Here is a 19310-nt window from a genome sequence, read left to right as displayed (position 1 = left end):
CGCCGGGCAAGCTTGCCAAAAATGGCGGCTAAGTTTCGTTCTCCGGAAGGCTCAGGCGGAGTCGCATGCGGGGGAAATCGATCGTCACCCGGAACGGACGACAAAAACCGCTCCCCAAAAATCCACCCAAAGGCAACCCTTCTCCGCGCGAGATCCGAGGGGGAAATGGGGCAATCACCCCCAAAACATTGTGCACGGAGAAGCCCGCGAATCGCACCTCGCCCACAAGGATGGGCAAGGCAAGATAACGGCCGCCAACCCCGGAATACGAATCTCCGTGACTTGGTGCCTTCAGCCCGAGTCGAGTCGCCGCCCCCCGGCTCAACGCCAACGCCGTCTCCGCCGCACCGGTGTCGAGAAAGACCAGGAGCTTTTCTCCAGAAGAGACCTCCATCGGAACCACAACAAGCCCTCCCGGAGTCAGGCGCAAGGGAACGTCGGCAAACCGACGGCCGATGACACGTCGGGACCCCTCCGCCATCGCTCCCCTCCCCGCTTTCTGGAGCGAAAGCTGCCGCTTCGGATAATCGAGGGTTACGACGAAGCGCTGCAGAAATTCCGACCCCAGGATTCCTTCGAACGGCTCGCTCGTCTTCTCGGGCCGATGGAGATCGACAACGACAACCGGGATGTTCTGTACTTTTACAGCGCCCAGTTGGAGCGAATTGAGTCGTCCCAGCTTGCCATTCGCCTTTTTCGCGCCCGCACCGAGGAGTGGAGCCGATCCCACGGTGGGAAGGTGAATCTCCTCGGCCAAGCGCCGATCCAGGACGACGCAGGACGACCCCGTATCGACCAGGAAGTTGGCCGATCGCCTCCCTGCGACTAGAATCCGCACGACGGGTCGTAGCCCCGGTCCCACCCAGTCGAGCCCGACTTCGTCGGGGCCGCTTTGCCGAAACGGTGCTACGTCTCGAAACCCGGCCAGTTGCTCTGCTTCCGCTTCGCCACCCAACCTGCGCAAGAGATTGGCCGCGTCAGAAAACCTCCCTTCCCGCCTCCAGAGCGTAGCCATCAGAGCCGCCGCTTCCGGATCCGCGCCGTCCGCACGCAAGGCACGTGCCAGCGCCCTCTGGGCTTGAGGCATCCGACCCTGCTCGAGTGCAATTGCGCCGAGGAGTCTCCACGATTCTCCCTCAGCGGGATGGAGTGCGGCTTGCTTCCCGGCCAGCCGTGCCGCCTCATCCAGGTTTCCTTCCGTCAGGCAGTGGCGTGCTTCGTCGAGAAGACCCGGGGAGTTCGCTGCCCGAGCGGGAATTGTCCCGCCGGCAAGGATGAGCAGGAACATCAGGCCGCCCAAGCGCACCGCCGCTTCCAGGCCATTCCTCCAGCCCATACTGCATTACATGCGAACGGGAATCCCCCGAGTCCGCAGGTAGCCTTTGACCTCGGGGATCGAGACCTCCCCGGAGTGAAACATTCCGGCGGCAAGAGCCGCATCGGCATGGCCTGAAAGAAAGACCTCGCCGAAATCCTCGATTTTCCCCGCGCCTCCGCTCGCCACGACAGGCACGGGAAGCGCGTCGGCCAGAATACGAATCAACGCTTCATCGTACCCGCTTTTCATGCCATCGCAATCGATGCTATTGCAAACCACTTCCCCAACTCCCAGATCGACCCCTTTCCCGGCCCAATCCAAGACTTCCCACTCTGTCGGACGTCTGCCGCCGTGGCTGAAAACACGCCAAGATTCGGAACCCGTTCGCCGAACATCGACCGATAAGACGATGCATTGAGAGCCAAAGCGTTCCGCCCCCGCCCGTATCAAGTCGGGATTCGCGAGAGCCGCGGTATTTACGCTGACCTTATCCGCTCCCGCCAACAGCATTTCCCGAATGTCATCCGCCGTTCGGACCCCGCCGCCTGCGGTCAGAGGAATAAAGCAGCGATCCGAAACCGCCCGTAAGACATCGAGAAGCGTCTTCCGTCCCTCTACGCTCGCCGTGATGTCGTAAAACACGAGTTCGTCCGCTCCTTCCTCGTTGTAACGAGCCGCCAACCCCACAGGGTCTCCCACGTCCCGCAAGGCTCCCTCTTCCGCTCTGCCGAACTGCACGCCGCGAGTCACGCGCCCCGCGTGCACGTCCAAACACGGAATGATGCGTTTAGCAAGCACCGGGACGCTCCTCTCCCCCCTCGCCCGCCCGTTCTCCTGCGTTGATCTGGCGAAGCGCCTCGTAGAGGATGATCGAGACGGCGTTCGCAAGATTCAGACTGCGCACCTTGGGGTTGTAGATCGGGATCGTGAAAACATTCCTTCCGTATTCCGCCAAGATCCTTTGCGGCAACCCACGGCTCTCCTGGCCGAAAAGAAGGATGTCGCCCCACCGGTAGATCGCCTGCGTATACGCGTGATAGGGGCCCGTCTCGAAGAAGAGAAGCCTTCGGCCCGCCATGGCCGCCCGAAAATCCTCCCACTCTTCCCACTGCCGGATGACGACCTCGGGCCAATAGTCGAGGCCGGCCCGACGTACCACCCGGTCGTTCAGCGAGAAGGGAAGCGGTCCGATCAGATGCAGGATCGACCGGGTTGCGGCGCACAGACGGGCAATGTTGCCCGTATTGGGGGGGATCCGGGGCGCAATCAGCCCGACCTCCAAAGGAGCCTGGTCACTCACTCGTGTCTTGCTCTTGCTCCTCGGGTTGGCCAGGAGGAGGTTCCATCCTTGCCGAAGAAGCCTTTGCAACCGTTCCGCCTCCTGAAGGCGTAATAAACCCGGAGAAGATAGAGTCCACGCGCAGGAGCGGAAGCGGGGGCCTGCTTTCGTTCCCGGCTCTCGAGAATTCTCCGAAGATCCTCCAGGGACAGCCGTCCCTTGCCCACGCGAACCAGCGCGCCAACGATATTCCGGACCATGTGGTAGAGAAAACCGTCGCCCGTGACCTGGATGCGCACCGAAGGCCCTCGGCGAGACACCACCAGATCGGAGATCGTGCGCACCGTCGAAGAATAGGTTCGTCCGGAATTGGTGGCAAAGGCGGAGAAGTCCTTCGTCCCGACAAGGAGATCACCCGCCTGCCGCATCGCAGGAATCGACAAGGGGACAGGAACGTGCCAAACCCGGTCGGCTAGGAAGGGATCCAGTACCGCGTGATTCCACACCCGGTACTCGTAGGTCTTGGCTCGCGCAGCAAACCGGGCATGGAATCCAGGAGCAACCAGCTTGACTTCCCGAACCCGGATGGGACTCGGCAAATAGTAGTTGAGGGCTCTCACCAACTCTTCGGCTTTCAGCTTCTGCGGGGCGGCGAAAGAGGCCGCCTGTCGCACGGCATGCACGCCGGCATCCGTTCGGCTCGCCCCGACCAGAGCGATCGGCTGGCCCCAGATCCGCTCGACCGCAGATTCCAGGGCTTCTTGGATCGACGGCTTTCCCTTCTGCCGCTGCCAGCCGGAAAACTCCGTGCCAACGTAGGAGAGCTCGATCCGGTGTCCAACGAGCAGAGGTTCCGCAAGGCTCTTGCCGGAAGACCCTCCCCTTGCGATCGTTTCCACGGCCTTCCGGATAGGCATTTCCTGGCCCAATAGCTGGTTCTTCCAATGCGCCCCAATGGGAACGTTCGAGAGACTAGGCCCCAACGCTCGATCCTAATCCGATCCCAGCAAGTACGAAAATCCAATCAGACCGCCCACTTCGTTCACGCCGATGTTGCGCGCGGCCATGTCGGCATTGGACATATGATGGAAGAGCGCTTCGGCATTGATCGACCAGTGCTTTGAAAGCATGTAGCGGAATCCCGCTCCGGCCTGTGGGGTGAACTCGATCGCTTGGCCCACCACCGACTGGTTGGGCACCGTGTAGGCATCCGTGTAGACAAAACCAACCCCGCCCTCCACATAAGGAACGATGCGCCAGTTGGGCTGGACGAAGTTATACCGAACGAAGACGTTGGGACCCACCACCACGTTGCCGCTCATGGGGCCCGCGAAGATGGCGCTTGCGTAGAGATCGACGAGCACCTCCACGTTGCCCCGGAAGATCCCGTTCCCCTTTGGCGTCGTCAGCATCCAGCCCCAGCTCAGGATGGTTGGAGCCTCGTCGAACGTATACCTGCCGCCGCCGCTTCCCAGGGAAAAGAGCGCCCCGGACATGACCTGAATTTCGTTCGTGCCCTCCCGATAGAGGGCAAGCTCGGGAATGCTTTCGGTGTCCAGCGCAACCCCCTCCTTGGCGCCGCCGCCCTTGGCCTCGAGGCTTGCGGGAGCTGCCTGCGCCGGGTAGGAAACGGCCGCACGAGCACTCCACGAGCCGGCCAGAAGTCCCAGGGCCAAAGCCGCAACTAACATCCTCCTCATGGGTCTATTTGCTTAACAGCCGCAACGCCCTAGCGGCCAGCATTTTTCCTTTTCTTATGGTCCTCCAGGGTTACATTGCCCGTCCAACTCCCCCCGAAACAACAACTCGTCGAGATAAGACTGCAGAAGGATCGCGGCGGCGACCCCGTCGATTTTCTGCCGACTCTCCTTTTCCTTCTGCCCTGCTTCCCGGAGGTAGTGTGCGGCCAACTTCGTGGTGAGCCGCTCGTCGCGAAGTTCCACAGGAATCGGGACCAACTGCTTGCACTTCCGGGTAAACTCCCGCACTCGCTCTGCCGCCGGTCCATAGGATCCATCCATATTCCGAGGGAGCCCGACCAAGAGAAGGCTCACCTCGTACCGGCGAATGAACTCCTTGAGCTGCCGGACGAATTCCGCAAACGGCGCCGCCGGGAGGTAACCGAGGGGCAAGGCGAACGTTAGCGTCGGATCGTTGACGGCAACGCCGATCCGCTTGCTTCCATAATCAAGCGCAAGAATTCCCAACTCTCCCTCTTTCTCCCTCTCCCGTGGGCTCACGGAGGAGGGCTCCGCGCGCGCCCCCCTTTCCCGATACGCGATGCACACCTTCGGCCAGCGGCCGCGCCAATTGCTCGATCCTCTCGCAGAGGTCCGGTGTCAAACCCCAGGCTCCGATCCGCTCCACCAGAGCGCTGCCGATGACTACGCCATCCGCGTAAACCGCCACGGCCGCGGCCTGTTCCGGCGTGGAAATTCCGAAGCCGACGCAAGCCGGAACCGTGCAGAGCGTCCTCATCGACCGGACGATCTCCTCCGCTTCGGCGGGAACCTCGTCGCGCACCCCGGTGGTGCCGAGACGGGCCACGCAGTAGACAAACCCTGCCGCCGCTTTCGCGATGGTCTGCCGACGCGGCAACTCAGTCGTCGGAGCCACTAGGTGAATCCGCGTGAGGCAAGCCTCCAAGCATTCCAAGCCGGGGAGCCGTTCCTCCAAGGGCAAGTCGACCAGCAGCACTCCGTCAACCCCCGCCCGGCTCGCCTCGGTGGCGAATCGTTCGAGTCCCCGTTGAAGCAGCGGGTTCAGGTAAGTGAAAAGAACCAGAGGAATCTGCGAACTCTTCCGGATCTCCGCGACAGTCTCCAGGACACCTTCCACGGTGGTTCCCGCCCGGAGGGCTCGCAAGGCCGCCGCCTGATTCACTTCTCCATCGGCAAGGGGGTCCGAAAAGGGAATTCCCAACTCGACCAGATCCGCCCCCGCGCGTTCCAGCGCGCGAACAAGGTCGCGAGTGGCAGAAAGTGCCGGGTCCCCCGCCGTGATGTAGGGAATAAACGCCCGTTTCCCCTCGAAGGCGAGAGAGCGGAACTTCTGCGCGATCCGGCCGCTCACGCGCGAGCTCCTGCTTTGCCCATATCTTCCCAAGAATTTTAATCTCGCATTCCCCTCCCATCCAGAGACGAAAGAGGGTTAAGTTTTTTAAACTAGTTCTTTCCGCCCCACAGCTCCAGCATTTTTCCTCTCTTGGGAGGATCGCGCTCTCGCGTGTTTTTTTTCTCGCTCCATGGAGCGGAAGCCTTGCTTCGATCGGAAGATTTCCGTATCCTTGACCGAATGCACGTTGGGAACCACTCGAAACTGAACCGCCCGGTCCCAACATCCCTCTGGCACTCCAACCAGGAGCGGGCCGGCTGCGGCGTGGGCTTTGTCTCCACCTTAACGGGAGCGCCCTCGCATAAGATCCTGGAAACCGCCCTTTCCTGTGTCTGCGCCCTTTCTCATCGGGGAGCGGTCGACGCCGACATGAAGACGGGAGACGGAGCCGGGGTCATGACCCAAATTCCGGCGCGACTCTTCCGCAAGGACATCGAGAAATGGGGCGCAAAGCTTTACCGGGACGACGACTTGGCGGTCGGCTTTTGCTTTCTCCCTTCGGGAGACGCCTACGAGCAAGCGCATTGTCGAAAAATCATTCAGGAATCCCTTGCCGAACACGGGCTTTTCGTCTTCGGCTGGAGGAAGGTGCCGGTGCGCAGGGATGCACTCGGCGACAAGGCCGCGCGCACCTGTCCGGAACTGGAGCAAGTCCTGGTTGGCAAGCCGGAAGATCGCTCGCTTTCCGCCCTCGAATACGAGCGAACGCTCTATCTCTGCCGCAAAAAGATCGAACAACGAATCGCCCAGGATGGGGTGACGGAGTTTCATCTGCCTTCCTTCTCGAGCCGCACGATCGTCTATAAAGGGCTCTTCGTCTCTCCTCAGCTCTCGAAATTTTATCGCGACTTGCAAGATCCCTCCTTCGACACGGCGCTGGCGGTCTACCACCAGCGCTATAGCACCAACACCTTCCCTGCCTGGCGGCTCGCTCAACCGTTTCGTGTGCTCGGCCACAATGGAGAGATTAACACGATCCTGGGCAACCGGCTCTGGATGCGCGCGCGAGAAAGGGACTTCGCAGAGTCCCAGTGGGGAACGGAGGCCAGTAGCCTATCTCCGGTGCTTCTTCCCGCCGCAAGCGATTCGGCGAACCTCGACAATGCGGTCGAGCTGCTTTTGCACTCCGGCTACGACCTACTTCATGCCATGCTCATGCTGGTACCGGCCGCATGGCAGGCGGAACCTCGTCTCTCGCCCGAAGAGCGCGCATTCTACGAGTATCACGAGCTCCTGAGTGAGCCTTGGGATGGACCTGCAGCGCTGGTCTTCTCCGACGGGGTAACCGTCGGCGCCTGTTTGGATCGCAACGGCTTGCGTCCGATCCGTTACAAAATTTCCGAGGATGGCACCGTGGTTCTCGGTTCGGAGGTGGGCATCGGAAACCTCGATGAGAAAACCATCGTTGAAAAGGGCCGGTTAGGACCGGGAGAGATCTTGGCGGTCGACACCGTGGACCGGCGTCTCTTTCACAGCCCGGAACTTAAGAATCGCTTCACCGGGAAGCTTCCCTATTCCCGATGGCTGACCACCCGCTGTCACCGGCTCACCTCCCGGACTCTCCCTGCGGGGGCGCCGTCTCCCCACCTCGGCCTCTCCCCGCAACTGTCGGCCTTCGGTTACGACGACGAGGAGATCAAGCAGATCCTCAAACCAATGGCGGAAAGAGGAGAAGAATCGATCGGATCGATGGGCGACGATGCGCCTCCCGCCATTCTCTCCCGTGAGCCGAGGATCCTCTACTGGTACTTCCGGCAGCTTTTTGCCCAGGTCACCAATCCTCCCATCGATCCGTTGCGGGAACGCCTGGTCATGTCTCTGGAAATGTGGGTGGGCCGGCGGCCAAATCTGCTGCTGCACCGGCTCCCCGAAGGAGATGTTGTCCGGCTCGCCTCCCCTTTTCTGACGGACGCCCGGCTCTCCGAGCTGCGCAGCCGGCCCGAGCCGAGCCTGCGAAGCCAGACGATCTCGTGTCTCTTCCCGGCCGGAGAATCCCAAGAGGGCTTCCTGCGGCGGCTGTCGGAGATTCGCCAAGAGGCCGAGGTGGCGGTGGAGGGCGGAGCCTCGATCCTGGTGCTGAGCGACAAGGGCGTTTCGCCGATGGACGCGGCGATTCCGATGCTCCTTGCCGTTGGAGCGGTCCATCACCATCTCATTCGCGCGGGGAGGCGGATGCGTGCCACGATACTTTGCGAAACCGGCGACTGTCGCGACGTCCACCACTTTGCCTGCCTGATCGGCTTCGGCGCCGCTGCCGTCAATCCTTATCTCGCCCTTTCGCTCTATACCGATCTCGCTTGCCGCAACGAACTCAAGGCAGCCGATCCGGCGGTCATCGAACAAAACTATCAGAAGGCCATCGAAAAGGGGCTGCTGAAGATTATCTCGAAGATGGGCATTTCCACCCTGTGGAGCTATCACGGCGCCCAGGTCTTCGAGGCCCTGGGGCTTGGTCCGCAGGTGATTCAAGAATGTTTCGAGGGCGTCGTCTCCCATCTGGGAGGTGTCGGATACCCGGAGTTGGCCCACGAGGCGCTCCGCCGACATGAGGCAGCCTTCGCTCCCGACATGAAACTCGCCGATCGCGGTCACTACCGATTTCGGCGGGAAGGGGAACGGCACGCGATCACGCCCCCTCTCATTCAAAGCATCCACACCTTCGTCGGCCTCAAAGGGCAGGACAAGGCAGGCCGGAATGAGGATTACCGGAAGATCGGGGAAGCCCTCTCGACCAATCAGCCCCTTGCGCTCCGGGATTGTCTGCGCTTTCGCAAGGAGGAGGCGATTCCGCTTTCGGAAGTCGAACCCGTCGAGGAAATCCGTCGCCGCTTCACGACGGCAGGGATGTCTTTGGGAGCCCTCTCTCCGGAAGCCCATGAGACCTTGGCGCTGGCCTTAAACCGGATCGGCGGAAAGTCGAACACGGGAGAAGGAGGGGAAGATCGGGCCCGATTCGTCCGCTTGCCGAACGGAGACTCTTTGAGCAGTGCCATCAAGCAGGTCGCATCCGGGCGCTTCGGAGTGACCGCGGAATACCTAGCCAGCGCTTCGGAAATCGAGATCAAGATGGCGCAAGGTTCAAAGCCGGGAGAGGGCGGCCAGCTCCCTGGACACAAAGTCACGGCCTTAATCGCTCGCTTACGACGGAGCACCGCCGGGATCATGCTGATTTCGCCCCCTCCTCATCATGACATTTACAGCATTGAAGACCTCGCGCAGCTCATCTACGACCTGAAGCAGGTCAATCCGCGCGCACGAATCTGCGTGAAGCTGGTTTCAGAGGCTGGGGTGGGAGCCATTGCCGCAGGGGTCGCCAAGGCCCACGCCGATGTGATCCTGATCAGCGGCCATGACGGGGGCACGGGGGCCTCTCCTCTCTCGTCCATCAAATATGCGGGCAGTCCGTGGGAGATCGGACTGGCGGACACCCAACAGGTACTGCTTGCCAATGGATTACGAAGCCGGGTAACTCTCCGAACCGACGGCGGGATGCGCACCGGTCGCGATATCGTCGTTGGCGGCCTCCTGGGTGCGGAAGAGTTCAACTTCGGAACCATGGCCCTGATCGCGCTGGGCTGCGTTTATGTTCGGCAGTGTCACCTGAACACCTGTCCCACGGGAATTGCGACGCAAGACGAGCGGCTGCGGAACAAATTCCGCGGCACCCCTGCGGGCTTGATCGCCTATTTCGACGCAGTGAGCCAGGAAGTGAGGGAGATCCTCGCCAGCCTCGGCGTCCGGACCTTCAACGAGATCATTGGACGAACAGCTCTTCTGGAGCCGAAGGAGATTCCCGATCATCTCAAGGCCAATCTCGTCGATCTCCAATCGCTCCTCTCCTTCCCCGGCGTGGGGGAAACCGAGCCCCGCTACCACACGTGGGAGAGGAACGACCCACAGGGCGATCGCCCGCTGGACGACATCCTGCTTCAGGAAGCAAAAAGCGCCATTCATTCGAAGGAGCCGATCGAGTTGCTCCACCGGGTCACGAATGTACATCGCTCCATTGGGGCCGGACTCTCCGGAGAGATCGCCTATCATTTCGGTGACGAGGGTCTACCCGACGGGACGATCCGGCTTCGGCTAACGGGAACGGCCGGTCAAAGCCTGGGAGCCTTCCTCGTCAAAGGGATCAACATCTTTTTGGAGGGAGAGGCGAACGATTACGTGGGAAAGGGAATGTCCGGAGGGGAGATCATCCTCGCTCCGCCTGCCGGATGCCGCTACCGGCCGGAGCAGAGTGTCATCTGCGGCAACACCGTTCTTTATGGTGCCACCGGTGGTTTCCTCTCGGTGCGGGGGAGGGCCGGCGAACGGTTCGCCGTCCGAAACAGCGGGGCACTCGCGGTCGTCGAAGGCATTGGGGATCATGGCTGCGAGTATATGACCGGCGGGATCGTGGTCGTTTTAGGCCCGACCGGAAAGAATTTCGCAGCCGGCATGTCGGGTGGGCTAGCGTATGTCTTCGACGAGGAAGGAAGCTTCGAGGAGCGGTACAACGCGCAAATGGTCTGCTTGGAGCGGGTCTCGCAACCCCAAGATCAGAAACAACTCCAAGAGCTTCTTTATCGTCACCTGGAACGAACCGGCAGCTCCCCCGCAGAGAGGATTCTGCGGGCGTGGGAACGGTTCCATCCTCTCTTTTGGAAAGTTGTCCCGCTTCCGCCTCCCTCTAAACCCGCAGAGGCGCCGAAGCTGGAACAAAAGCGAGTTCCCGCCAGCGCGGTAGAGCCACAGGGTTGATCGCAATCAGCGATCTTCCGGATTGAGACCGAGGAACATCCACGCCGCACAAGCACCGCCCAAGAACTCCGCGGCCAAATACAGCGCGAGGTTCGACCACGAGATCAGCCCGATCCAGCCCAGCCCGACGGCAACCGCTGGATTAAAGGCCCCGCCAGAGATCGATCCAACGGCAAAAGCGCCCACCATCACCGTGATGCCGATCGCAAGCCCGTAAAAGGAGTTCCCCGCGGTTGCCTTGGCCGTTGCTGTGTTCAGAACCACGTAGACCAGGGCAAACGTGAAGAGGAACTCCGCGGCGAAGACTGGACCGACAGAGAGGGTCATTTGGGTAACTGGACTGTGTCCCTTGATTGTCTGCGCGGCGATGGACGCCAAGAGGGCGCCGAATCCCTGGGCGATAAAATACGGGAGGACGTCTTGCACTGAGCACCGTCCGCGCAGCCAGACTCCCAGCGTCACCGCAGGATTGTAATGACCGCCCGAAAGATGGCCGCCGGCATAGACCATGATCATAAGTGCCGATCCAATCGCCAGCGGCGCAATCACCCCAGCGGGCGCAGCAATCACGCAACAGCCCACGGTGAACATGAGAAAAAAGGTTCCAATCATCTCGCCTACGTATTTTCGCATCGCTTCTCCTTTTCCGGGTTTTGGTCGACCGACGTCCGCCCGGCTCATGCCGAATCCCGCTTACCGATAAAAGGCTGTAATCGCTCCTTAAATGGGAGGCAAACTTATTCTTCCTGTTTGCAATGGAAAAAGAAGCGGAATGAGTTACACCCCGTTCTCTGTTGCCGCCGCAGAGGCCCAAAGTCTTACTTACCGAGCCGGGATGTCTCACAACGTTCGTGACCGAGGCGCGGCGAAGGGGGCCTGGGTGCAAGGCGGGGCGCCGGTTTTCCCCCGGGGGGTATGACGACATACTGCGAGGAGAGAAAACCAAGGCCCAACGAAGCAGCCGGGTCCATCTCGCAAGCCACAGAAGAGCGCTTGGGAGACCGTGCCGGCTAAAAAGGGAGAAAGCCTCAACGTCCGGCCTGCTGCGGGAAGAGCAATAAGCTGGCGGCGGCAAGAAGAAGTGCGGTCCCCCAAAGCGCGTCCAAATTCCACCAGGCCTTTCGCAGAAAGGAGAGACCAATCTTCTCAAAAACGAAAAGCGAGATTCCCAGGGCTACCACCCAGTACCCGACCGAGTGAACGGCAGCCACTCCAAGAGCTTCTCCCAAGGGAAGCCGCTCGACCCCCTGGCCACAAAGGCCTACGGCGCCGAGCACCGGCAAAAGCATGAGCCCGGCTCCATGAGCAGTAGCCATGAGGAATGCCCAGAAGACCAGGTCCCGAAAGCCCACGCGCATGCCAACCCAGCGAGGATGCCGGGCCCGCAGAAGCCAATAGAACCCAAAAGCCGCCAAGAGAACGGCGGCACCCGCGGCAATCCAATGCCAAGGAAGCCACGCACCTACCGCCCAAAAGAGGATGACCGCGGCACCCACGGCAAGCCAGTGGCCGACGAACAAGGCGCCAACGGCTTGAAAGATTGCTCTCCTGCAGCCCTCTTGATAGCCGAGCGCCACGGCAAACAGCCAGCCCATGGCCGGATTCAGGCCATGAAAGGCACCCAGCCCCAATGCCATGGCCCAGGGGAGTAGTCGGGTCACGGGAAACAGAAGGAGTCTGTAGAGCAGTCTCCTCCTTGGAGCCGAATTTGATGCGCGCGATGGGTCTGCGGAAACTCCACCAGGAACCTCTCGTCCCAATGAAGTCCGTCCTCCCCGGCATGAGCCAAAGCCATCCAACCCTGGATGCCTTCCGGATAGAATTGCTCATCCCATGCTCGATAGAGGGAGTTGGTCAGGTAGACCCGCTTCCCATCCCGGCTAATCTCTACCATTTGACAGCCACCGTTCAGAGGCTTTTGCGGCAGCCGGGGATGGGCGTTCCTCCGCGCAATCCCGCCTAGGCGAAGGCTGCTGATCCGCTTCGGATGCATGGGCTCCGACACATCATATTGCAGGATTTCTCCGGTGCCCCAGCACGACAGGTACAGGAAACGATCATCCAGCGAGAGATCGAGATCGGTGAGCACGGGCGGAACCGCCCGGAAGCCCTTCAGAAGCGGCGGGAGATCCTCTTCCTTCGCAGGCTCCGCCGGAATTTCGATCACTTTCCGGATCGCCCAATTCTCGCCATCCCGGTACCACAACCAGACGGAACTCGATAGATCCTCCAGAGAGATCACAACGCCGGTAAAGCCATAGGACTTTCGCGGGTCATGGGCGGGACGGACCTCCAAGACCATCTGCTGCTTTTCCCCCACGTCGAGCGTTTGGAGGTGGCGGCGCTTCCGGAGATCCCACACATGGAGGGCGCGCCCGTAGGCGCCCTTCATGAGCTGCTCGGGCAAGAGACCGTCTTCCAACATCCAGGGAAGTCCCCATTCGCTGCTGATCAGGATGTCCTGATTGATATGCCACCAGAAGTCGTAGGCGAAAACCTGCGGTCCGCGATCCATTTCCCAACGTCCGAGCGGCTCGAACGAGAAATGGTCCAGGATCAAGATGCCGCCGGGTCCTTCCCCTTTTTCGTTTCCCAAGGCGCTGACATAGATGCCATCCGGTCCGCAGTGAACCGTATGGGGCCGAGTGTATCCCGTTTTCCGCACGAGTTCCTCGGGCTCAATCTGCTTTACGATTTCGGGCCGGCGCGGATTCGCCTTCGTATCGACAATGTAGATCCGGGACGAGCGAATCCCTGGGATGACCAAGTAACGCCGCTCCAAGTGGGGGTGGGGAGCATAGGGGCAGAGCGCGGAGCTGCAGGCGTTCCAGCCGAAGTGGTGAAATTCATCCCCGATCGTGGGAGTTGCAAGCCAGTGAATGATCCTGCCGTATTCGCGCGAATCCGGATTGAGATCGATCACCGCAAGCGCATCGGGATTCCCGCTTGCGCTACCCCCGTCCGCCGCAAGCGCTACGACGTAACCCAACTCTTCGCGGGGCCCCTCCATCGCAAGGCGGGCAGAAGGATAAAACGTGGGATCGGGAGCGGTAAACTTCATGCTTTCCTCTTTTCGTTTACTTTACACCCATTGCCGAGGAAGCCCAAGGATCGCTTCGATCTTCCAGGTGCAACGCATCCCCTCGAACGCCCGATTGGACGTTCACAGGGCCCAGACCGTTTTCCAAGCCCGCTCGACGCTTGAACAGGAACCTCGATTCGCCCAGGACGGAGCGGCTCTCTTGGCACCCGCTTCCCGGGCGAGCGGGAGCAAAGGACTCCTATCGGCGGCGCCACCAATGCGGACACTGCAGCCGCGTCGCTCTGCTCACACCGAAGGCGCGGCTGCCGCGGGTCCTACGGTCTTCTACGGCTTCTTGCTGGCTGGCGGATTCGGCGTCGAGGGAGGCAGAGGAGTGCCGCCAGGCAACTCGGCTTCCTCTTTCTTTCCCTTTGCTGCCGGAGGAGGAACGATGAGCTCCTGACCAATCTGCAGCCGATCGTTTTTCAACCCGTTGGCCTTGCGAAGCGACTCCACCGTAATTTTGAACTTCCGGCTGATCTTCCAGAGGGAATCACCTTGCTTCACGGTGTACTTGGTTGAGCCCGGGGGAGGCAGCTCCGCCGGAGCTTCAGCGGATGCGGGGGAAGGAGAAGCGGAGGATTCTTGGGCCTTGGCGAGAGGAAGCGTTCCACCACAAAAGAGAGCGATCCATCCCGCGCAGGAAAAGAGACAAAAATGCTTCATACACATAGCACCATCATAACTTGCTTTTGGGACAAGAGAAGACGGAACCTTCCCGATTCGCCGAAAAGGTGACACAATGCGCGCCCGCATGGTCGCCCGTATTTTTTCCGCCGCACTTTGGGGAGTAGAGGCCTTACGCGTTGAAGTGGAGGTCGACAATTCGCCGGGGGCTTTCCTGACACGAGTCGTCGGACTACCCGACGCGGCGGTGCGGGAGAGCCTCCACCGCGTGTCTGCGGCGCTCCAAATGCGGGCTTCCGTGCTCCGACCGGTCGTACCACGATCAATCTGGCCCCTGCGGACCTCCGCAAGGAGGGGCCCAGCTTCGACCTTCCCATTGCCTTGGCGGTCCTCAGCGCCACCGATCAAATCGGAAGTCCTCACACCGAGGAATGCTGGGCGCTTGGCGAGCTCGCACTTTCCGGTGAGCTGCGGCCCGTCCGAGGGGTCTTGCCGGCGGTGTTGGAAGCCAAGCGGCAGCGGGCTAGGCATCTGCTGCTGCCCGCAGCCAACTCCGCCGAAGCGGTCGTAGTCGGCGGGATCCGGATTCACCCGGCCCGCTCTCTTGCGGAAGCCACCGCCTTTCTCCGGGATCCGGAAGCTTCGCCCCAGCCGGATGGCTCGAACGATCCCACAGCCCTCGAGCCTCCTTCCGAACTCGACTTTGCCGAGGTCAAAGGCCAGTTTGCTGCAAAGCGGGCGCTGGAGATTGCCGTTGCTGGCGGGCACAACGTCCTGCTCATTGGTCTACCTGGGAGTGGAAAGTCAATGCTCGCTCAGCGAATCCCGACGATCTTTCCACCCATGACCTTGGATGAATCGATCGAAGCGACTCGGATCCACAGCGTCGCCGGCCTGCTTCCCAGTGGCGTGGGTCTACTCCGTCAGCGCCCCTTCCGCGCACCTCATCACTCCACTTCGGATGCCGGCCTAGTCGGCGGAGGGCCCCGCCTCTTGCCCGGTGAGGTCAGCCTCGCTCACCATGGCGTTCTCTCTTCTTGCACGAGCTTCCCGAGTTCGGCAGGAATGCCCTAGAGGCTCTCCGACAGCCGTTGGAGGACGGACGGCTCACCCTTTCGCGCGCTGCGGGTACCGTTACGTTCCCCGCCAGCTTTATGCTCGTAGCGGCCATGAATCCCTCGCCCACCGGCGGTTTCGACGACGCCGCCGGCGGAAAATGCACGCCCACGGCCATGCGCCGCTATCTTAACCGGATCTCGGGCCCGCTCTTGGACCGAATCGACCTTCACGTAGAGGTGCCGACCATCGACCGGCAGCTTCTCCTCCGGTCCGAACCGGCGGAGGGCTCGGTAGCGATTCGGAGCCGTGTCGAACGAGCGCGTGCCAGTCAGGCTCAGAGGCTGTCGGGATGGCGCAAGATCCATAACAACGCGCGAATGGGACCTAGCGAGATCGCGCGCTTCTGCATCCTCTCCCCGGCCTGTCGAAGCTTCCTCTCCACCGCCATTTCGGAGCTCGCCCTTTCCGCGCGAACCTTTCACCGCATCCTCAAAGTGGCCCGGACCATCGCCGACCTGGCCGGACGAGAAGAGCTGCGGGAAGAGGATCTAGCCAAGGCGATCGGTTTTCGCTCGCTCGATCGGCGCATCTGGGGCGAATGAACAAGCGGAGGGACCTGTCGATCCTGCCAGCCGGTCCGCCCGTGTTACGTTGATCCCGTTCGACCGAGCCATTTGCTTTCTTTTTGGAAAAGGCAGGCACCCAGGTTACAGGTTATTGTGCGCATGAAAGAAATCACGACCCCGAAAGGGGAGCGCTCCCGCACTTGTCGCTCCCTGACCAAACTTGGATTCTTTCTCGCGAGCGTTCTCTGGATGTCCGGATTCAGTCGCTCGGCTTTCGCCGCGCCGGATCCCGCCAAGCCTTGTCCACCTCTTGAGTTTCTGCAAGGCCGCTTTTGGAAGAACTTCCGTCTCCAGGATTTCGCGCTGCACGGGGTGATCGAATCGGAACGAGAAAGTTACCCCATCCAGCTCATTCTCCATGACCGTAAAATGATCTACGATTTCCTGAATCCCCCCTTTCAAATTCGGGTCGAGATCCAACCGGAGCGGAGCCTGGTCGAGCGCCGAAGACAGAAGAGGGACCCCTGGCAGCCGGTCTCCGGTCGATCCAGGCAGAGCCCGATCCTGGACACCGACATTACCTATGAGGACCTCTGCCTCGACTTCATGAGGTGGGACAATGTCCGACCTCTGGGGACCGACCACGTGAAGACCTTGACGGCCTGGGCATTCGACGCCGTTCCCCCTCCCGAAACCAGCGCCTACGCCCGAGTGCGTTACTGGATTGCCGCCGAGTATTACGCTCTTTTGCGCGCCGATGGATACAATAAGGCCGGAGCACTGATCAAGAGGCTGGAAGTCAACGGGGTCCAACGCATCGGGGATGCCTATGTCATTAAGGAAATGCAGGTGTCCTCCTTCGATCCGAAGAAGGAAGGCTCCTCCCGCACCTTTATCAACATCCGCCGTGGGGAGCCGCTTTCTCCCGAAGCCGGTCCCCACTCATCGCGGAACCCATCTTCCTCCCGCTTGCCGAGCGTGGCTGACGAGCTTTCTCGCTAGCCTACATAGCTCACAAAGTTCGTACCCGAGGCGAGGGCCGATGGACCTGGATGCAAGGCGGGGCGCAGGTTTCCCCCGGGGCTGTATGACGACATGCTGCAAGGATGGAAAACCAAGCGAGAGCGAAGCAGTCAGGCCCATTTTCCAAGCCGCAGGAGAGCGCTTGTGTGGAGTCGAGGAGTGGCGCGGTGCGACGTAGGAGAGCCATAGCGGGAGCTGCCCCTTTCGGTATGACAGTGCCTGAGTATCTCTCCCTATCGGCCGTTTCCACTCCCCGCTCATCAAACCGAACAGGCGGATTTCCCGCATTCGGCTTCCGGACAAGGTTGGCGCAGGATTATGCCCACGGTAAGCTCCACGTACAGCTCCCGAGGGAGATGAGGTCGAACTTGCCTTCGCTTTCTCCTGCAACGTCATCTGGAGCCTCCGAACACGCAAGGGAGGTTGTAGGCGTACCGCCACTCTCCGTTCTCGCTCCTTCCGACGTTTCCCTTGAACTAAGGCCCCTTCCCTCCCTCGGACTTTCTCCGAGCTCACAGGTAGTATGGACCTATCCGACTCCCACCTGGTCCCGCTTCGGCCCCTCGCAGGGCAGCGGTCGGTCCGCTCGGGGCCAACCCGAGCTCCCGGCCAGATGGGCCTCCCGTGTTGATGCATCGTCCTTTGCCCGCATGCCCTCGCCCAATACCCCGGCGGCTCTCCCCAGTGCACGTATTGCTCTCCTTCCCAGGGAGACAACGGCCTTCGCTTCTCTCTCACGAGCTCGGCGTCCGCATTGCCGGTTTCGAGGCTTTGTTCAGCGTTCACTTTCCTTAGGGCCTGCTTGCTCGCTGACCCGCTTCCCGGGCCTTTTCCCCCAGAGGCTTCGACCGCTGGCGTTACCACCAGTAGCCGCTCCGAGTGCTTCCGGCTGGAGCAATCATTGCCGGGTGGAGATCACTCCCTCCCCACTGGGCGATGCACCCTTTTCACGGCGCACGAGACAGGCAGGCTAGGAAACAACGATCTCTTCGTTCCGGAGCGCGGCGAGCAGCCGCTCCTCCCACTGTTCCAAGACTCCGGGATCGGGTCCCTCGATCAGCAGGCGGATCTTCGGTTCGGTTCCAGAATAGCGCAAAAGGACTCGGCCCTCCCCCTCCAAGACGCGCTCGGCTTCGGCGACCGTCTCTTTCACTTTCGGCATCTCCTCTAGCGGCTTCTTTTCCCGCACGGCCAAGTTGAGCTGCCGCTGGGGATATTTCCGCCAACACCGGCGGAGTTCCGCCAGAGGGATGCCCGTAGTAGAGACAATGCGGAGAATTTCCAGGCCGGCGCGCAAGCCGTCGGCGCTCGCCGCCTGGTCCAAGAGCAAGAGATGTCCCGATTGCTCTCCGCCGAGATTGAGCCCGTGGGCGCGCATTGCGGCCGCGACATGCCGGTCGCCTACGGGCGTTCGCAGAACCCGCACCCCGGCCTGCTTCAACATTCGATCGAGCCCAAGATTGCTCATGACCGTGACCGCCACCGTCTGGCCGGCGAGCACGTCACGATGATGGTAATCCAAAGTCAGGATGGCTAGGAGATCGTCACCATCCAGTACCTCTGCCCGATGGTCGCAGCAGAGCAGGCGATCCCCGTCGCCGTCGAGGGACAAGCCGACGTCGGCGTTCGCCAGTCGGACCAGTTCGGCAAGCCTCTCCGGATGCATGCTCCCGCAATCGAGATTGATATTGATTCCATTGGGGTGCGCCGAAAAGATAAAGGGTTCGGCCCCGAGGGAGGCGAAAAGGGGACCCACCAAGTCCGATACCGCCCCATTGGCTGCATCCACGGCGATCCGGAGCCGAGAGAGATCGATTCCTTTCGGCCATTGCCTGCGCAATGCGTCCAGATAAAGCTCCCGAGCCTGCGCAAGCGGCTGAAGCCGACCCACCAGCGCACCAGTCGGACCTTCGGAAGAGAGCCACGGATAAGCGGGGAGACGGCTCGCGATGTCTTCTTCCGTCTCCTCCGAGATCTTGGCCCCATCCGGGCCAAACAGCTTGATTCCGTTGTCCGGAAAAGGGTTGTGCGAGGCACTGACCATCAGGCCACCTGCGGCTCCGATCTGTCTTGCCAACTCACCGACCGCCGGGGTCGGTAGCACCCCCAGGCGTACCACGTCCACACCGGCGGAAAGAATGCCTGCGACCAATGCCGATTCGAGCAACTCGCTCGAAATTCGCGGATCCCGTCCAACGACTATCTTCCTCTTTTCTCCTCTCGTCAGGGCGGAGGCGGCGATCGCCCCCACGGCAACGGCGACGGTTGGGGTCAGCGGATGTCGATTCGCCGTACCTCGAATGCCATCCGTTCCAAAAAGCTGCTCCGCCGGTTGTCTCAAGCCATGCTCCACGACTACTTCTCTAGCCCAAGCGAAGAAAGAATCTGGTCGATCGACCCCGGTTCGATCGACTCCCGAAGGATCGCCCAGACTGCGATGGCAAGGACCAGGGAAATGAGCTTCTGTTTCCAATTATCCAGCAGCAAACCCATGGCGCT

General features: G+C 61.1%; 17 protein-coding genes. 4 read left to right on the top strand and 13 right to left on the bottom strand.

The features are described 5' to 3' along the window. Positions 1-28: 28 nt before the first annotated feature. The 7 genes from A37A_RS0108005 to trpA form a co-directional block, all read right to left on the bottom strand. Positions 29-1336, bottom strand: coding sequence for an aspartyl protease family protein (locus A37A_RS0108005; RefSeq protein ID WP_018290997.1), 1308 nt, complete (start codon positions 1334-1336; stop codon positions 29-31). Between the two features lie 6 nt (positions 1337-1342). After that, positions 1343-2116 carry an imidazole glycerol phosphate synthase subunit HisF gene (hisF, locus tag A37A_RS0108000; RefSeq protein ID WP_020494176.1) on the bottom strand — a complete coding sequence of 258 codons (774 nt, stop codon included), beginning with the start codon at positions 2114-2116 and terminating at the stop codon, positions 1343-1345. Further along, complete coding sequence (locus A37A_RS0107995) at positions 2106-2618, bottom strand: tRNA (cytidine(34)-2'-O)-methyltransferase (RefSeq protein WP_018290995.1); 513 nt, start codon at positions 2616-2618, stop codon at positions 2106-2108. Before A37A_RS0107995 ends, hisF begins: the two co-directional genes overlap by 11 nt. After that, complete coding sequence (truA, locus tag A37A_RS16465) at positions 2615-3514, bottom strand: tRNA pseudouridine(38-40) synthase TruA (protein ID WP_020494175.1); 900 nt, start codon at positions 3512-3514, stop codon at positions 2615-2617. Before truA ends, A37A_RS0107995 begins: the two co-directional genes overlap by 4 nt. Positions 3515-3589: 75 nt before the next feature. Continuing rightward, positions 3590-4297: an acyloxyacyl hydrolase gene (locus A37A_RS0107985; RefSeq protein WP_026195725.1), complete on the bottom strand. Its 708-nt coding sequence runs from the start codon at positions 4295-4297 to the stop codon at positions 3590-3592. 54 nt (positions 4298-4351) lie between these two features. Then, the gene (gene ruvX, locus A37A_RS16460; RefSeq protein WP_018290992.1) at positions 4352-4804 is read right to left on the bottom strand and encodes a Holliday junction resolvase RuvX; all 453 of its coding nucleotides are present in this window, start codon (positions 4802-4804) and stop codon (positions 4352-4354) included. Next, the gene (gene trpA / locus A37A_RS16455) at positions 4785-5669 is read right to left on the bottom strand and encodes a tryptophan synthase subunit alpha (protein WP_018290991.1); all 885 of its coding nucleotides are present in this window, start codon (positions 5667-5669) and stop codon (positions 4785-4787) included. The genes ruvX and trpA overlap by 20 nt, the downstream gene beginning before the upstream one ends. A 222-nt stretch (positions 5670-5891) precedes the next feature. Between trpA and gltB the strand changes: the two genes are divergently transcribed. Then, the gene (gene gltB, locus A37A_RS0107970; protein WP_040888703.1) at positions 5892-10454 is read left to right on the top strand and encodes a glutamate synthase large subunit; all 4563 of its coding nucleotides are present in this window, start codon (positions 5892-5894) and stop codon (positions 10452-10454) included. Positions 10455-10460: 6 nt separating this feature from the next. On the opposite strand, the gene A37A_RS0107965 is transcribed toward gltB, so the two are convergent. The 4 genes from A37A_RS0107965 to A37A_RS21370 form a co-directional block, all read right to left on the bottom strand. Further along, a complete protein-coding gene (locus A37A_RS0107965) occupies positions 10461-11087 on the bottom strand; it encodes an MIP/aquaporin family protein (RefSeq protein WP_020494173.1) in 627 nt (208 codons plus the stop codon). A gap of 395 nt (positions 11088-11482) precedes the next feature. Further along, a complete protein-coding gene (locus A37A_RS0107960) occupies positions 11483-12115 on the bottom strand; it encodes a hypothetical protein (protein WP_020494172.1) in 633 nt (210 codons plus the stop codon). Continuing rightward, positions 12112-13515 carry a selenium-binding protein SBP56-related protein gene (locus tag A37A_RS0107955; protein ID WP_018290987.1) on the bottom strand — a complete coding sequence of 468 codons (1404 nt, stop codon included), beginning with the start codon at positions 13513-13515 and terminating at the stop codon, positions 12112-12114. Before A37A_RS0107955 ends, A37A_RS0107960 begins: the two co-directional genes overlap by 4 nt. 306 nt (positions 13516-13821) lie before the next feature. After that, positions 13822-14202, bottom strand: a complete 381-nt coding sequence (locus A37A_RS21370) for a LysM peptidoglycan-binding domain-containing protein (protein ID WP_026195724.1) — start codon at positions 14200-14202, stop codon at positions 13822-13824. 282 nt (positions 14203-14484) lie between these two features. Between A37A_RS21370 and A37A_RS21365 the strand changes: the two genes are divergently transcribed. The 3 genes from A37A_RS21365 to A37A_RS0107940 all read left to right on the top strand — a co-directional run bounded on the left by A37A_RS21365 (position 14485) and on the right by A37A_RS0107940 (position 16790). Then, complete coding sequence (locus A37A_RS21365; protein ID WP_343122730.1) at positions 14485-15237, top strand: ATP-binding protein; 753 nt, start codon at positions 14485-14487, stop codon at positions 15235-15237. Continuing rightward, positions 15201-15824 carry an ATP-binding protein gene (locus tag A37A_RS21360; RefSeq protein ID WP_343122724.1) on the top strand — a complete coding sequence of 208 codons (624 nt, stop codon included), beginning with the start codon at positions 15201-15203 and terminating at the stop codon, positions 15822-15824. Before A37A_RS21365 ends, A37A_RS21360 begins: the two co-directional genes overlap by 37 nt. A 123-nt stretch (positions 15825-15947) precedes the next feature. Continuing rightward, a complete protein-coding gene (locus tag A37A_RS0107940) occupies positions 15948-16790 on the top strand; it encodes an outer membrane lipoprotein-sorting protein (RefSeq protein ID WP_020494170.1) in 843 nt (280 codons plus the stop codon). 991 nt (positions 16791-17781) lie between these two features. On the opposite strand, the gene glmM is transcribed toward A37A_RS0107940, so the two are convergent. Then, a complete protein-coding gene (gene glmM, locus A37A_RS0107935) occupies positions 17782-19152 on the bottom strand; it encodes a phosphoglucosamine mutase (protein WP_040888701.1) in 1371 nt (456 codons plus the stop codon). 14 nt (positions 19153-19166) lie between these two features. Further along, the gene (locus A37A_RS20580; RefSeq protein ID WP_018290983.1) at positions 19167-19304 is read right to left on the bottom strand and encodes a hypothetical protein; all 138 of its coding nucleotides are present in this window, start codon (positions 19302-19304) and stop codon (positions 19167-19169) included. Positions 19305-19310 lie beyond the last annotated feature (6 nt).

Origin of the sequence: Verrucomicrobium sp. 3C, assembly GCF_000379365.1 — a bacterium.
Classification (GTDB): domain Bacteria; phylum Verrucomicrobiota; class Verrucomicrobiia; order Methylacidiphilales; family Methylacidiphilaceae; genus Methylacidimicrobium.
Note: the sequence above shows the minus strand (reverse complement) of the source record. Positions and strands in the feature narration are given on the sequence as shown.